Origin of the sequence: Psychrobacillus sp. (assembly GCF_032154225.1) — a bacterium.
Taxonomy (GTDB): domain Bacteria; phylum Bacillota; class Bacilli; order Bacillales_A; family Planococcaceae; genus Psychrobacillus.
In genome coordinates, this window is record NZ_JALDYF010000006.1 from 49,748 (window position 1) to 64,933 (window position 15,186).

At 36.0% G+C, this 15,186-nt stretch carries 13 protein-coding genes; 9 read left to right on the forward strand and 4 right to left on the reverse strand.

Features of this window, described 5'->3' with window-relative positions; translation table 11 throughout:
- The first annotated feature begins 155 nt into the window (after positions 1-155).
- Complete coding sequence (locus tag RUH95_RS10065; protein ID WP_313892737.1) at positions 156-1,652, forward strand: malate:quinone oxidoreductase; 1,497 nt, start codon at positions 156-158, stop codon at positions 1,650-1,652.
- Between the two features lie 49 nt (positions 1,653-1,701).
- Here RUH95_RS10065 and RUH95_RS10070 read toward each other — a convergent pair whose 3' ends face one another.
- Positions 1,702-2,235 carry an ECF transporter S component gene (locus RUH95_RS10070; protein ID WP_313892738.1) on the reverse strand — a complete coding sequence of 178 codons (534 nt, stop codon included), beginning with the start codon at positions 2,233-2,235 and terminating at the stop codon, positions 1,702-1,704.
- Between the two features lie 172 nt (positions 2,236-2,407).
- Between RUH95_RS10070 and RUH95_RS10075 the strand changes: the two genes are divergently transcribed.
- The 4 genes from RUH95_RS10075 (at position 2,408) to RUH95_RS10090 (ending at position 6,737) form a co-directional block, all read left to right on the forward strand.
- A complete protein-coding gene (locus RUH95_RS10075; protein ID WP_313892739.1) occupies positions 2,408-3,502 on the forward strand; it encodes a helix-turn-helix transcriptional regulator in 1,095 nt (364 codons plus the stop codon).
- A gap of 200 nt (positions 3,503-3,702) precedes the next feature.
- A complete protein-coding gene (locus tag RUH95_RS10080; protein WP_313892740.1) occupies positions 3,703-4,188 on the forward strand; it encodes a DUF4358 domain-containing protein in 486 nt (161 codons plus the stop codon).
- A 6-nt stretch (positions 4,189-4,194) separates the two neighbouring features.
- Entirely contained in the window at positions 4,195-5,580 is a 1,386-nt protein-coding gene (locus tag RUH95_RS10085) for an MBOAT family O-acyltransferase (RefSeq protein ID WP_313892741.1), read from the forward strand.
- A gap of 11 nt (positions 5,581-5,591) precedes the next feature.
- On the forward strand, positions 5,592-6,737 hold the full coding sequence (locus RUH95_RS10090; protein ID WP_313892742.1) for a DHHW family protein: 1,146 nt from the start codon (positions 5,592-5,594) through the stop codon (positions 6,735-6,737).
- Between the two features lie 39 nt (positions 6,738-6,776).
- Here RUH95_RS10090 and pgeF read toward each other — a convergent pair whose 3' ends face one another.
- Both pgeF and RUH95_RS10100 read right to left on the reverse strand, forming a co-directional pair.
- Complete coding sequence (gene pgeF / locus RUH95_RS10095; RefSeq protein ID WP_313892743.1) at positions 6,777-7,538, reverse strand: peptidoglycan editing factor PgeF; 762 nt, start codon at positions 7,536-7,538, stop codon at positions 6,777-6,779.
- A 136-nt stretch (positions 7,539-7,674) separates the two neighbouring features.
- On the reverse strand, positions 7,675-7,881 hold the full coding sequence (locus RUH95_RS10100) for a TM2 domain-containing protein (RefSeq protein ID WP_313892744.1): 207 nt from the start codon (positions 7,879-7,881) through the stop codon (positions 7,675-7,677).
- A gap of 187 nt (positions 7,882-8,068) precedes the next feature.
- On the opposite strand from RUH95_RS10100, the gene RUH95_RS10105 reads away from it, so the two are divergent.
- From RUH95_RS10105 to fabF, 4 genes are all read left to right on the forward strand, one after another.
- Complete coding sequence (locus tag RUH95_RS10105) at positions 8,069-8,599, forward strand: GNAT family N-acetyltransferase (protein WP_313892745.1); 531 nt, start codon at positions 8,069-8,071, stop codon at positions 8,597-8,599.
- Positions 8,600-8,727: 128 nt separating this feature from the next.
- A complete protein-coding gene (locus tag RUH95_RS10110; protein ID WP_313892746.1) occupies positions 8,728-11,874 on the forward strand; it encodes a DEAD/DEAH box helicase in 3,147 nt (1,048 codons plus the stop codon).
- Between the two features lie 137 nt (positions 11,875-12,011).
- Positions 12,012-12,569 carry a TetR/AcrR family transcriptional regulator gene (locus RUH95_RS10115; RefSeq protein WP_313892747.1) on the forward strand — a complete coding sequence of 186 codons (558 nt, stop codon included), beginning with the start codon at positions 12,012-12,014 and terminating at the stop codon, positions 12,567-12,569.
- A gap of 28 nt (positions 12,570-12,597) precedes the next feature.
- A complete protein-coding gene (gene fabF, locus RUH95_RS10120) occupies positions 12,598-13,836 on the forward strand; it encodes a beta-ketoacyl-ACP synthase II (RefSeq protein ID WP_313892888.1) in 1,239 nt (412 codons plus the stop codon).
- Positions 13,837-13,936: 100 nt separating this feature from the next.
- Here the strand turns inward: fabF and RUH95_RS10125 are convergent, their stop codons facing one another.
- Positions 13,937-15,127, reverse strand: coding sequence for a coenzyme F420-0:L-glutamate ligase (locus RUH95_RS10125; protein ID WP_313892748.1), 1,191 nt, complete (start codon positions 15,125-15,127; stop codon positions 13,937-13,939).
- Positions 15,128-15,186: the final 59 nt, after the last annotated feature.

Here is a 15,186-nt window from a genome sequence, read left to right on the forward strand (position 1 = left end):
CTTTTAGACAGATGCCTTTTACTGCCTTTTAAATAAACTACAACTATTATATAATGGGTATAGTTTGTGAATGTAATGCACATAAAGTTAGTATAATCGACACAGAAAAGGCCAGTGGCTTTTTCTGCGAATATTAGAGTATAGGGATGGTAAAAATGAGCAACGGAGAAACTAAAACAGACGTCATCTTAATTGGTGCCGGAATTATGAGTGCGACTTTAGGAACAATGTTGAAAGAATTAGTACCAGAATGGGAAATTAAAGTATTCGAAAAGCTCGAAAGTGCAGGAGAAGAAAGCTCCAATGAATGGAATAATGCAGGAACAGGGCATGCAGCACTATGTGAGCTTAACTACACAAGTGAAAAACCTGATGGCTCTGTAGATATTAGCAAAGCTATAAATGTTAACGAACAGTTTCAACTTTCTATGCAGTTTTGGTCATATCTTGTGAATAAGAAGCTGATTAATAATCCGCAAGACTTTATCATGCCGTTGCCACATATGAGTATGGTGCAAGGTGATAAAAACGTAGCATTTTTAAAGAAGCGTTTTGAGACGATGTCAAACAATCCTTTATTTAAAGGAATGGAGTTTTCGGATAACCCAGAAAAACTGATGGAATGGATTCCGCTTATTATGCAAGACCGTTCAACGAATGAAGCGATAGCGGCAACTAAAATTGACACTGGAACGGATGTTAACTTTGGAGCTTTAACACGCATGTTATTTGATCACTTAAAATCTAATAACGTTGATATCCATTACAACCACAGCGTCGATAATATTAACCGTATGAACGATGGTTCGTGGGAAGTAAAAGTAAAGAATGCAGGCAATGTAGAACGTCATACTGCTAAATTCGTCTTTATCGGTGGCGGTGGCGGAAGTCTGCATTTGCTACAAAAAACAGGTATTCCTGAAGGAAAACATATTGGTGGATTCCCGGTAAGTGGAATATTTATGGTGTGTAACAATCCAGAGGTTATAGCCCAGCATCATGCAAAAGTATATGGTAAAGCTGCGGTTGGTGCTCCACCAATGTCTGTGCCACATCTTGATACAAGATTCATTGACAATAAAAAATCATTGCTGTTCGGACCGTTTGCCGGCTTCTCACCGAAGTTCTTGAAAACAGGTTCAATGCTCGATTTAATAACTTCTGTAAAACCGAATAATGTCTTAACGATGTTAGCGGCGGGAGCAAAAGAAATGTCATTGACGAAATACTTGATCCAACAGCTTATGTTATCGAAAGAGCAACGTATGGAAGAATTACGAGAATTTATCCCAACTGCTAAAATCGATGAGTGGGATTTCGTAGTAGCAGGTCAACGTGTACAAGTCATCAAGGATACTGAAGCGGGTGGTAAAGGAACGCTTCAATTTGGTACAGAAGTTATTACAGCTGAGGATGGCTCGATTGCGGCATTATTAGGTGCATCTCCTGGTGCTTCTACAGCTGTTCACGTTATGTTTGAAGTTATTAAAAAATGTTTCCCACAACATATGGCAGAGTGGGAGCCGAAGTTGAAAGAAATGGTTCCTTCATATGGCTTGAAGTTAATGGAAAACCCAGAACTTTTAGAAGAAGTTCATACTTCAACAGCACAAACACTGGGGTTAAGCGAAAGCTTGCCTGAACAAAATTAAATTCAAAGACCCTTCAATTGATTTTCAGATTGAAGGGTCTTTTTTGAAATTATTTAAACATAGGAATTTTTTTAAGTACAATACAAACAGGAAGGGCTACACAAATTCCTACAACGTTTTGTACAATATTCCCTGGAATAGATGCTAGTGGTAGGACCCAACTGCCGTATATAACTCGTTCACAAATGTAATAAACAGCCAACATAAAGGGAATAGAGGCGATAGTAGCAATTAGGTTGAAAACAAGGCTGTTTCCTTTCCGCCCATTAGACCAAGCGATTTTTCCAACGATATATCCTTGTAAGCCACGTGCAACAATGGTGAAAGGTGCCCATAAAGTATAAGCAGATACTAAGTCAAATAATCCCATACCTATAGCTCCTGCAAGTGCTCCTTTTTTTGGACCAAATACGATAGACGCTATAAAGAGCATACCAGTTCCAAGATGGACTAATCCACCATTTGCTGTAATAGGAAGTTTAATATTTAATAAGATCGTTGCGACGAATACGAGTGCGATTAGCATGGATGTTACAATTAAATCAAAAGTGCGGACGTTTGAATAAGTTGTTGTTTTTTGCATAGCTATAACCTACTTTCTCCTCTTATATTTATTGATAACCTTAACAAAGGATTTATGTACTTAAAAGTATCAACTTAGTAAAAAATGTAGGTGTCAGTTTATAAAAATCACCACAACGAATATCAAAATTGCCGATTCAAGACGTGTTAACTTTTGAGAGGGGGGATGTTTGATGATAGAAATGGATGTCCAAAAAATATTGGATTATGTGGAGAAAAATCTAACCGAAGACTTTTCTTTAAGTAAATTGGCAAAGCACTGTAGTTTTTCTCCGTATTATTGTTCTGTTATTTTTCATCGAAGTTTTGGTGAAACGATGAAAAGCTATATGCAAAAGCGCCGTTTACTTAGTGCTGCAAAAGAGTTGGAAAGTACAAACGATAGAATTATTGATATTGCGATAAAATATGGCTATTCGTCGCAAGAATCATTTTCAAGAGCATTTTCTGCTATGGTTGGCACAACTCCTAAAAGGTTTCGTGAAAATCCAATGCCTTTTGCTATTTATCAGAAAAAAAGTTCCTCACTATTTCAAAATAAGGAGCACATAATGATGAAAAATGAAACGATAAAAAATGTACAAAACCAAATTGAACAAGATTATCCCTTCAAAACACTACACGTTTTAAATGGACAATGTATGCTTAAATCTTTTCAAAGTAATCACTTGATGAACGAAAAATCGGTCTATATTCCATTTAATGAAGCAATGTGTTGGGGGGAAACAGATGAAAAAATATTTTCCTCTGAGTTTATCGAAAAAAGGGCGTATTCTTTAAACTCTACACCTGAAGATTATAGAAAAATTGTAATCGAACCGTTAAAACCGCTACTTGAAGAACAGTTTGGTATTATCGTTTTATGGTTTGGTGACGATATGTTTTGTCAGATGAACTTAATAACAATTCTTTCGTATTTGGAGCAAATAGATTTTGATGGTGATGTCCTTTTTTGTATGGCACAGGAACAGACGGATAGCATGTTATCGGATGCTATAGAAATTAATGTAGATGGTTATAATGATATTTATAAAACGGTACTTTGTAACAGGGAAAAAAGTGATGCGAAATTGTTACCAGTCACTTATCAGGCGATGAATTTATACCTTCGTTACAGAGAAAAACATAGTGATATTAACCGCTATATTAAAAATAATCTGAAGAAAGACAATCTCGTAAAAGAGTTGCTTACACTGTTTTCACAGTACGGGCTTGGAGATTCGCAATATGAGTGGATGATTGAAGAAATAAAGCTTACTAGTAATTAAAAAAAATGATACATCACGAAAAGTTGTTCTAACCTTTGTGTTAGAGCGACTTTTTTACTTTTCTCATAACTGGAAAAGATTTTATTTTAAGTACGATTAAATATCCGTATTTTGGAAATGATATTATGTGTAACATTAGTAGATTACCTACGTCTAATCACTTTGAAGTTCAACATATAGAAAAAGGAGAGTAAATAACAATGAAAAAAAGAATGGTTTTACTTATATTAACCTTAGTATTAGGTATGGTGATTGCAGCTTGTTCTGGAGATAAATCAGCAAACATCGAGGCAAAACTGTCTGCGAAAGAAATGATAGACCAAATGATGGAGAAGGTAGAACAACCCTCACTAATGGAATTGCAACCGGATGAAGTGAAGAGCCTATATAATATAGAGCCAGAAAAGCTTGAAGATTTTTCAATTAGAATACCGATGATGAATGTGAAGACAAATGAAATTGCTATATTAAAAGTAAAAGACGCAAAAGATGTCGCTGACGTTGAATTGGCAGTAAAGGAGCGAGCGGAAAGTGTACAAAAGCAATTTGAGCATTATCTTCCAGACCAATATGAAAATGCTAAAAATTATAAGCTCATTACGAAAGGAAATTATGTGTTACTGATTATTTCAGACAAACCAGATGAGCTTGTAGAAGTTTATGAGAGCTTCTTCAAACAAAAGTAAGCGGCTATGGTATTTAGTAGCCTTCTTTTCTTATTCTTATTCCTTCCAGCTGTTCTAGCTATTTATTATTGTTCGCCAAGGCGAATAAGGAATTTGATTTTATTTATCATGAGTTTAATCTTCTATGCTTGGGGCGAGCCAGTTTATATCGTTATTATGTTGGTATCTACTGTTACAGATTATGGCTTCGGTTTGCTACTCGATAAACCTAATTGGACTACAATGAAACGAAAATGTATCGTTGCGTGTTCTATTATCGTGAACCTTGCGTTGCTATCTTATTTTAAATATGCAGATTTCCTTATTGAAAATGTAAATACCTTGTTAGGTACAGATATACCTTTAACGGAGCTGCCACTTCCTATTGGTATATCTTTTTATACGTTTCAATCAATGTCTTACATTATAGACGTATATAGAGGAACGGCTAAGGCACAGCGAAATTGGATTGATTTTGGAACGTATGTCGCGCTATTCCCTCAATTAGTTGCAGGACCAATTGTAAAATATAGTACGATAGCGGAGCAGTTGCAAGATCGCTTGGAAAGCATGGGAATGTTTGCAGAAGGGGTCCGACGATTCGTTATTGGACTAGCAAAGAAAGTGTTACTGGCAAATAATATTGGGCTGCTGTGGGATACTATTTCGAGCTCAAGTTTAGAGACAATGCCAGTATTAACCGCCTGGCTGGGCATAATCGCATTCGCGTTCCAAATCTATTTCGATTTTAGTGGATATTCCGATATGGCGATTGGTCTCGGTCTTATGTTTGGCTTTCGCTTTAATGAAAATTTCAATAAGCCATATATTGCGCAGAGCATCACGGACTTTTGGAGAAGATGGCATATATCTCTAGGTAGTTGGTTCCGAGAATACGTCTACATTCCACTTGGTGGCAATCGTCGGGGTTTAATCATTCAAATGCGTAATATACTGATTGTTTGGCTACTTACGGGGTTTTGGCATGGAGCAAGTTGGAATTTTATCTTATGGGGATTGTATTTCGGTGTCATTCTTTTATTTGAGAAATGGTGGGGGTTAAAGATGCTTTTGTCTTTACCACGTTGGGTTAGACACATCTATGCACTTATACTGATTTTAATTGGTTGGGTGCTGTTTGCCTTTGATCAGCCTTCTTCGATTATCCATTACTTGAGTGCAATGACGGGACTTAATGGTCAATCATTTTGGAATAATGATACTGTATACCTTTTTTATACGAATGTCATTTTACTTGTTGTGCTAATTATTGCCTCTTTACCTGTGGGACAGAGCTTAAAAAGAGATAATCTATCGTTCTTTCATCTTATTTGGTATGCGTTTCTTTTCTTGCTATCGGTAGCTTATTTAGTGGATGCAACTTTTAATCCATTTTTATATTTTCGTTTCTAGGGAGGTTGGAAGTGGTGAAGCAAAAAGCAGAGCGATTATTAGTTTTTGGGTTTGTTGGCATGTTGTTTTTAATCACTCTGTTATTTTTCGTCTTGCCTCATCCACGATTCTCGGAGTTGGAAAACCGATATTTACAAAGTGCTCCACGTTTAACTTGGGATAACTTAATGTCTAAGAAATATGCGGAAGATGCTGAGAGTTTCATCACGGATCATTTTCCTTTTCGAGACAAGTGGTTATGGATAAAATCAGCATCAGAACAATCTCGATTGCAGCAAGAGAATAATGAGATTTATAAAGGGAAAGACGGTTATTTATTTGAAAAGTTTTTAGAGCCTGATTATATGAAGGTTATGCAATATATAGAGTCGGTGAATCAATTTTCTAGTGACCATCCAGAAGTAAATATGACTTTCATGCTTGCTCCTACATCAGTTGGTTTGTATCCGGAACGTTTGCCAGCGTTTGCACCGTCGTACTCACAAAAAAAAGTCCATCAATTTGTAGGCAATCATATGCAAAACAAGTTAACTTTTATAAATGGTTTTGATTTCTTAAGTTCGCATGCTTCGGAGTCAATTTACTATCGGACGGATCATCATTGGACGACATATGGGGCTTATTTGGCTTATGTTGCGTATGCAGAAGAGAAAGGCTGGCATCCGCTTGATCAGAAGGGTTTTTCGATTCAAACAGTGAGCAATTCATTTCTTGGAAGCTATCATACAAGGGGGCAGTTTAATCGTTTGTCTCCAGATACTATTGAAGCTTATATTCCTCATAATAACCCAACAACAGAGGTATATGTTGCTGATACAAATAAAACACTGACAAGTATGTACGATACAAGCTACCTTACGAAGAAAGATAAGTATGCTTATTTCTTAGGTGGTGTCCATGCTTTAATGACACTTACAACAGAATTAGAAGCGCAGCAAATCTCACAAGAAAAGCTTTTAGTTCTGAAAGATTCCTACGCACATAGCTTAATCCCTTTCCTGATAAACCATGTATCGGAAATTCATGTAATTGATATTCGGTATTATAACGGGAGCATTTCGGAGTATATGTCTATGAATGGAATTGCAGATGTGTTGTTTTTATTTAACACATCGACTTTAGTGGAAGAGACAGCTTTTATGAAATTAAATAACTAGAAAGCACATCACTTTATACAGTAGATGTGCTTTTTGTAATTATTCTTTTCTCATAATAAAATTCAAATGTCTTCCGCTTTTTTTGTCTTGGCGATAGGAAAAGCCATTTGGATCTAAATATGTGCAGGTCTGATCAATTTTAATTTGTTCAGTTGGAATCCCTGCTAGTTCACATTGCTTTTTCACAGTTTGTTGATTATCAATATGATATTTGCAAGTTTGGTCGTTGTAATAGATAAAGTCATTGGCATAGCCTAGATTTTTAAATTTTACATATACATCTTCATCGACTTCGAATTTTTCTTGGCTAAGTGCTGCACCAATTTGGACATGTATATGTTTTGGGTTACAATGTTCCACTTGTGTTAAATGTTCAAACAGTTTGCAAGTAATCTCTTTGACAGTACCTTGCCAGCCTGAATGAACTACGCCAATGAGGCCATTTATTTCATTGTAAAAAATGACTGGAACGCAGTCGGCAGTGAAGCTGCATAAGACAAGATTTGGTTCGTACGTATATAGGGCATCTGTGTTTGCAATGGCAGTACCTATTTGTTCAGCACCTTTGCCTTTATCATCTGATGTTACTCGGTGGAAATTGGAGCTATGTGTTTGATTGGCACAAACAAAATCGCTTAGCTCGCAATGAAAGGATGCGGCTAACTTTTTGCGATTTTCGATTATATGCTCTTGTGTTTCGCAAGCATGGAGTGCCATATTATTGTTTTCTAATTCCGTTTCATCTTTAAGCGTTATTCCAGCGATGAATTTTTCATCGTTTACGTAAATAGTTGTTTTCATATGATCACCTGATTTTAATATATAGAAATGTATGGAATATGTATAGGAAGATAATGAAAGGACGTTTAAAGAAGATGTCTTCTTTAAACGTCCTTTCGGGTATAATTAGTGCGAATTGCGAAGTAAAATTGTATAATTACGCTTTGATTAAATGTCCTTCTTTGTCTGTAAACTTCCCGATGGCGATCATAATGAAATCAATTAACGTCCAAATTCCTAATCCACCGAATGTGAAGAACATTAAAAGCCCAGTACCAATTTTACCAACGTAAAACCTATGTACACCGAAGCCGCCTACAAAGAGGCAAAGTAATAAAGTTGCAAGAAAATTCTTTTGTGTCATAAAGTATACCTCCCTTCTTTTACAAATATCTACTATAATACCGTATTTTTTTACAAAGGTACATGTTTTCTTATATATATGAATAATTTAATAGATTGGAAAATTGAAAAATCCTACTTTATTGATTAATCTATAAGTACAATGAGAAAAAGGTTAGTTACTCAAAGTAGAAAGTAGTTGAGATGTCATGAAATTTCAGTTAAAAGGCGAAAATGAAGTAACTGTAAAAGAAGCAACGAAGGAATATGCGCAACAGATAATTGATTTTTATAATATTGTAGGTGGAGAAACGGATTTTCTTTCATTTGGAAAAGATGGGTTTAAGCGAGATGTAGAGGAATATCGTACGTTTATAGAATCGACAAAGCAAGAGCAGAACTCGATTATATTGTTGGCATTTTTAAAAGATGAAATTATAGGGTTAGGGTCTATTACTTCTAGTCAAAAGGATAGAACAAAGCATGTAGGAATACTAGGGATTGTCGTGAGCAAACGATATATCGGGTTAGGTTTAGGGAGAGCATTGATGGAGAAAATGATCCAATGGGCGAGTGCAAATGGAATGACGAATAAAATTAGTCTTGTGACGAGAGAAGATAATGTGCAAGCGATTGAATTATACGAAAAGCTCGGATTTGAAAAAGAAGGGCTTGTAAAAAGAGAAAGCTTAATCGACGGGGTGTATTATAATACGTTATTGATGGGCTTATTTCTTTAAACATGAAAAGGCGAGAGGGATAGTCCTCTCGTCTTTCATGTTTAAGTGGGAAGATTAGGCGAAATAGTATATGCTTACGAATACATAAATATTAAACTTCAGGTACTTATCTGAGGGAGGGTAGCAAAATGAATTTTTCGTTAAGTGAACCAATGATAAAGAAGTTGTGCGGGGAAACGGCTTTTAAAAAAGGGAAAGTATATTATCAATCTGATAAGGTGAAGCTACAAAATTACATAGAAAACAGTCCAATGATAGAAGCCCGTGTAAAGGGAGGAAGTAGTTTTCATGTGACTGTAAAAAACGATAAAAAAGGGGGTATAGATGCGACATGTACTTGTCCGCCATTACCGTCCTTTAATCTTTATTGTCAGCATATTGCGGCGGTTCTTTTATATGTGAAGTATATGCAGCAGGATGCTCCGCTAGCAAATAAGATGCTGGATTTGTTTGAAAAAAAGGTCGTGCGTCCAAGTGGTAGCCAGGCACATTTTGAAACAAGAGAAACACTTCATATAAAGTTTATTTGTAAGCTTGTTCATTTTGTCGAGGATGGATATTTATTTGGCATTCAAATAAAAGCAGGTACGCAGGAATTATATACGATAAAGCGTTTAAGGGAATTTCTAAGTAAAGTTGATCAAGGGGAATCATATGGTTTTATTTATAATCCAGAAACTCATAGTTTTCAGCGTGAAGTAGATGCAGTAATGAAGGAATTAATGAGTATTGCTCCTAGTGATCGTTTTAGGGAAGAAGATATGATTTTTATTTACCCTTCGAACTGGGCACATTTTTTACCGTTTCTTTTGGCTGTCCCTTCGGTGGAGTTGATCTATGATGAGCATGTTTACAGTGGTATTCGGGTGGCTAAAGAGCCTATTCCCCTTGAATTTGAATTCGATGAGGCACGGATAGATGGATATCGATTAGTCGTCAAAGGCTTACCTGAGATTATTGTGTTACCGTCTTATAACTGTGTTCTTTCAAAGGGGAAAATGATTGAACTGCTAGAGGAAGACTGTAATCGACTAGCTGAGTTGAAACAAATGTTGGAGTTATCGGGCAATCATTATTTAGATATACAAGCCGAGCAGATGGATCATTTCATGGAAACGGTAATACCTGGTTTGATGAGAATAGGTAATGTCCAAATAGCACAATCAGTTTCTCAGAGGCTTGTGAAAACCCCTCTTAAAGCTAAGCTTTTTTTAGATCGTGTGAAAAACCGACTACTAGCAGGAGTGGAATTTCACTATGGCAATTTGGTCATTAATCCTTTTGAAGAAACTGGGGAAGAGCTTAAGTATAATCCTACTTTGAGACGTGAGGAAGAGAAGGAGCAACTATTTTTACAGCTGATGGATGATAGCATGTTTACGAAAACAGATGGTGGATTTTATATACATGATGAAGAGGCAGAGTACAATTTTTTATATCATTTGGTTCCAACACTAGAAAAATGGATCGAAATTTATGCCACTTCAGCGGTTAAGTTAAGAATTCATAAAGCATATTCAGCACCGAGGATAAAAGTGGAGTTTGATGAGAAAACCGAGTGGTTGGCGTTTCGATTTGATATAAAAGAAATACCTGAATCAGAAATAAAAAAACTGCTATTGTCACTTGAGGAAAAACGAACATTTTATAGACTGCGAAATGGATCGTTATTATCGTTGGAGACGAAGGAATTTCAGATGCTAAATCAGTTCATCGAGGAGTTAGGCATTACAGCGGAGAACATGAACGGAGAAGCGATTCGTCTGCCATTAATAAGTGGTTTGCAATTAGTTGGTTCACTGCAAGAAGGAAATCTTCTAGAAAGTGGAGAGGCTTTTGGCAAGTTGATGAAGCAGTTAACGAATCCAAATGAGTTAGATTTTACAATTCCAGAAAGCTTGAATCCTATCCTTCGAGATTATCAAAAAGTTGGCTTTCAATGGTTTAAGATGCTTGCTCAGTACAAATTCGGTGGCATTCTTGCAGATGATATGGGACTTGGGAAAACGATACAAAGCATTACGTACATTGTATCTGTACTTCCTGAAATAAGAGAGCTAAAACTGCCAGTTTTAATCGTTTCTCCTTCTTCCCTTATTTATAATTGGCTAAATGAGTTAGAAAGATTTGCTCCAGAATTACGCGCATGTATTGTAGATGGAAATAAAGAAAAGAGGAACTCTATTTTACAAAATAGTTCGGATGTAGATGTAATCATTACGTCGTATCCAACTTTGCGAATGGATTCTTCGATGTACTTGAATAAATCTTTTCATACGATGTTTTTGGACGAGGCGCAAGCCTTTAAAAATCCAACAACGCAAACAGCAAGAGCAGTAAAAAAAGTGCAAGCTCATTATCGTTTCGCACTTACTGGAACTCCAATAGAAAACTCTTTAGAAGAGCTTTGGTCAATTTTTCATGTTGTATTTCCTAATTTATTGCCAAGCAGAAAAGAATTTAGTGAGCTATCTAGAGAAAATATAGCGAAACGGGTTCGTCCTTTCATATTACGTAGATTAAAAAAAGATGTGTTAAAGGAGCTGCCTGAGAAAAAAGAGTTTATCCAATTATCGGAGCTAAGTTTAGAACAGAGAAAGCTGTATACTGCTTATTTAGCGGAACTTAAGCATGATACGTGGAAGCATTTAACGAAAGGGAGCTTTCGAAAAAATCGTATTAAAATCTTAGCTGGGTTAACTCGACTTCGCCAATTATGCTGTCATCCTGCATTGTTTGTAGAAGGGTATAACGGTAGTTCCGCTAAGTTCGATCAGCTAATGGAAATTTTAGAGGAAAGTCGAATAGCTGGAAGGCGAGTGTTGATTTTTTCTCAATTTACAAAAATGCTTGATATTATAGGTAGAAAACTAGGTTATTATGGCGTACCTTATTTTTATTTGGATGGTCAAACTCCACCAGTAGAACGAGTGAAGCTATGCAGGAGATTTAATGAAGGAGAGGGAGATTTATTTCTCATATCCTTAAAGGCTGGAGGTACAGGATTAAACCTAACTGGGGCAGATACGGTAATTCTGTATGATCTTTGGTGGAACCCAGCTGTCGAGCAACAGGCTGCTGATCGTGCATATCGAATGGGACAACAAAAAGATGTGCATGTTATAAAATTAGTTGCGAAAGGTACTATTGAAGAAAAAATGAATGAGCTTCAAGAAAAAAAGAAGAATCTCATTGGAGAAATCATTCAACCTGGCCAAGAGGCACTTTCTACTTTAACGGAGCAGGATATTAAGGAAATATTGATGATAGAGTAAGTATGATGAAAGATCTCTATCTATTGAGAACTTTAAACATAGACTTTTGAAAGAAAGTATCAGAGGAAATGGCTATATCTTTGATACTTTCTTTTGAACAAATTGACACTTACCTACTAGTAAGTTAGTATAAAAATATGACAAATAGAAAATCTCAAATCATCCAATTAACTATAAAAAACATCCAAGAAAAGGGATACTTATCTTTTAGCTATGATGATTTAGCAAAAGAACTGGGCGTAACGAAAGCAAGTATACACTATCACTTTGAAAAGAAAGGAGATTTAGGAGTTGCAGTTTGCGAAAAGATTCAAGCGGGTCTTGAAAAAAACTTTTTAGAAGTAGATCAAGCGGAAATAAAAATAGCAGATAAGCCATTGGAATTTATCTTAATTAGAGTTCAACAGATAGGGAATAATGGAGTATGTCCCTTATCTGCATTACAGGCAGATTATAATTATCTACCAACATCCATGCAACAGAAAGTTCAACAAATAAGTCAACTGGAAATAAACCTTCTCGTGAGACTCCTAGCTGGAGCAAAACAAGAGGGGAGAATTCAAACTGTTGAAGATCTTGAATCATTAGCTGTTCTTCTGATTTCAAGCACAAAGGGTGGACTACAATATCGACGTGTTTTAGGAGATACATTCTTTTCAAAGGTACTTGAGCAATTTAAAGATTTATTGAAATAATGGAAAAAAACAAAGGGGAGTGTTGATGATGGTTCGTAGGGTAGTAGTGACTGGATATGGAGTGGTTTCACCTTTAGGAAATAGCGTGCAGGAGTTGTGGAATAATATTAAGGAAGGGAAATCAGGTATCAAAAGAATTCAATCTGATAACTTTCAAGATATTAATACACAAATTGCTGGATATATTACCGACTTTGATGCAGAACATTATCTCGATAAAAAAGAAATTGGGAGATATGATTTGTTTGTACAATATGCTTATGCTGCTACTAAACAAGCGTTAGATCAAGCAAACCTTAATTTAGAAAATATTAACAAAGAACGATTCGGCGTTTATATAGGGTCGGGTATTGGTGGAATTAATACTACTTTAGATAATCATAAATCCTTTATTGAAAATGGACCGAGAAAAGTTTCTCCTTTCATGGTTCCAATGATGATTAGTAATATGGCCGCTGGAATTGTTTCCATAAAAACGGGTTTTAGAGGTCCAAGTTATTCGCCTGTTTCTGCTTGTGCAACAGGGAATCAGGCGATTGGGGAAGCTTATTTAAATATACTGCATGGCTATTCCGATGGTATATTAGCTGGAGGAGCAGAAGCTTCTATTAATCCATTAGCTTTTGCTGGATTTTCAAGAATGAAAGCTATGTCAACACTTAATGAGTTTCCAGAAAAGGCAAGTCGTCCATTTGACAGTGGGCGTGATGGTTTTGTCATGTCGGAAGGAGCAGGTGTTGTATTCTTAGAGGAATACGAACATGCGAAAGAAAGAGGTGCATCAATATTAGGAGAAATTATAGGTTATGGATCAACAACTGATGCCTATCATATTACTTCCCCTGACTATAATGGAGCAGCATATGCTATGAGATTAGCTTTAGAGATGGGGAACGTTAGTCCTTCTGAAGTAAATTATATAAATGCCCATGGTACTAGTACCCCAGAGGGGGATAAATCGGAAACAAAAGCTATTAAGAGTGTTTTTGGTGCACATGCTTATAATGTAAAAGTAAGTTCTACTAAATCCATGACAGGACATCTTTTCGGAGCGGCAGGTGGTATTGAGGCTATTATAACCCTCAAAAGTATCATGGAAGACACAGCTCCTCCTACGATTAATTATGAAACGCCTGATGAAGCGTGTGATTTAGATTATGTTCCTAATCAAGCAGTAAAGACAAAAATAAACTATGCTATTTCGAACGGCTTTGGTTTTGGGGGACATAATGCCGTATTGGCGTTTAAGAAGTTTTCATCTAGTTAAATAGGGGGAACTAGAAGTAATAATTTCTGATATATGAATGATTAAAATCAAAATAAGCAATACTAGCCAAAAGCCAGTATTGCTTATTTTTTATCTATTATTATTTTGTAAAGTTATCAAAGTATCCTTGGATGAAGACGATAGGTGTACCTTTGTCGCCACTTCCAGAAGTTAAATCGGAAAGAGAACCGATAAGATCTGTTAGTTTTCTAGGTGTTGTACCTTGTGCTTCCATAGCACCTACAAGGTTATCATCTTTATCGTTAATGAATTGAGAAATAGCTTGTTTCAGTTCTTCGCCTCTTAAATCAGCAAAGTTATTATCAGCAAGATATTTTAGTTTCACTTCATTAGGTGTGCCATCGAGACCTGCAGTGTAAGCTGGAGATACAACTGGGTCAGCAAGTTCCCAAATCTTCCCTACTGGGTCTTTGAATGCACCATCTCCATAGATCATAACTTCAATGTTTTTACCTGTTTTTTCTTTTAACATCTGTTGAATATTATCAACGACTGGTTGGCAGTTATGTGGGAAAAGTTTAATGCCTTCTTCAGTTGATTTATTTGATCCAAGAAGACCGTATGCTTCGTTGAAACCACTACCGTTAATAGATGCAGATAGAATATCATCTAGGCCGTAAATACTTTCTCCACCGTTTGCTTTTAAGATTCTTTTCGTTCTAAATCTTGTGTGGATATCACAAGTAAGAACATGCTTTGTATAATCTAAAATAGTTTTAGCGTTATTAGAGAAGATAACTTCACATTCCACGCCGAAATCTTCCACTAACGATTTATAATACTCAATATAATCTACGCCAGTAAATGTATGTTTAATATAGCCGAAATGATCACGGAATTGTTTTTCTGTTAATACATCAGTCCAAGGGTTTACACCTTTTTCATCAAGTAAATCAATGTCTACTAAGTGATTTCCGACTTCATCTGATGGATAGCTAAGCATTAATACAACTTTTTTAGCGCCTTTAGCAATTCCACGTAGAATGTTTGCAAAACGATTACGGCTTAAAATTGGGAAGATAACACCAACAGTTTCATCTCCAAATTTCGATTGAATGTCTTGTGCAATATGATCAATTGTTGCGTAGTTTCCTTGAGCACGAGCAACGATGGATTCTGTTAATGTAACAATATCTTTGTCTTGAAAGTTAAAGCCTTCAACTTCTGAAGCTCTTAGCACACTATCTACAACGATTTCTTCAATATTGTCCCCTTGATTGATGATTGGGCAACGAAGACCTCTTACAACTGTTCCAACTACTCTTTCCAAAATAATCGCTCCTTATAAGCATTAAAGTTTAGTTATATTACATATCTACTTGTACTATA

Bases quoted from the DNA above. Each gene is read 5' to 3' on its own strand.
- RUH95_RS10065 (WP_313892737.1), top strand. From the start codon at position 156: ATGAGCAACGGAGAAACTAAAACAGACGTCATCTTAATTGGTGCCGGA.
- RUH95_RS10070 (WP_313892738.1), bottom strand. From the start codon at position 2,235: ATGCAAAAAACAACAACTTATTCAAACGTCCGCACTTTTGATTTAATT.
- RUH95_RS10075 (WP_313892739.1), top strand. From the start codon at position 2,408: ATGATAGAAATGGATGTCCAAAAAATATTGGATTATGTGGAGAAAAAT.
- RUH95_RS10080 (WP_313892740.1), top strand. From the start codon at position 3,703: ATGAAAAAAAGAATGGTTTTACTTATATTAACCTTAGTATTAGGTATG.
- RUH95_RS10085 (WP_313892741.1), top strand. From the start codon at position 4,195: ATGGTATTTAGTAGCCTTCTTTTCTTATTCTTATTCCTTCCAGCTGTT.
- pgeF (WP_313892743.1), bottom strand. From the start codon at position 7,538: ATGAAAACAACTATTTACGTAAACGATGAAAAATTCATCGCTGGAATA.
- RUH95_RS10100 (WP_313892744.1), bottom strand. From the start codon at position 7,881: ATGACACAAAAGAATTTTCTTGCAACTTTATTACTTTGCCTCTTTGTA.
- RUH95_RS10105 (WP_313892745.1), top strand. From the start codon at position 8,069: ATGAAATTTCAGTTAAAAGGCGAAAATGAAGTAACTGTAAAAGAAGCA.
- RUH95_RS10110 (WP_313892746.1), top strand. From the start codon at position 8,728: ATGAATTTTTCGTTAAGTGAACCAATGATAAAGAAGTTGTGCGGGGAA.
- RUH95_RS10115 (WP_313892747.1), top strand. From the start codon at position 12,012: ATGACAAATAGAAAATCTCAAATCATCCAATTAACTATAAAAAACATC.
- fabF (WP_313892888.1), top strand. From the start codon at position 12,598: ATGGTTCGTAGGGTAGTAGTGACTGGATATGGAGTGGTTTCACCTTTA.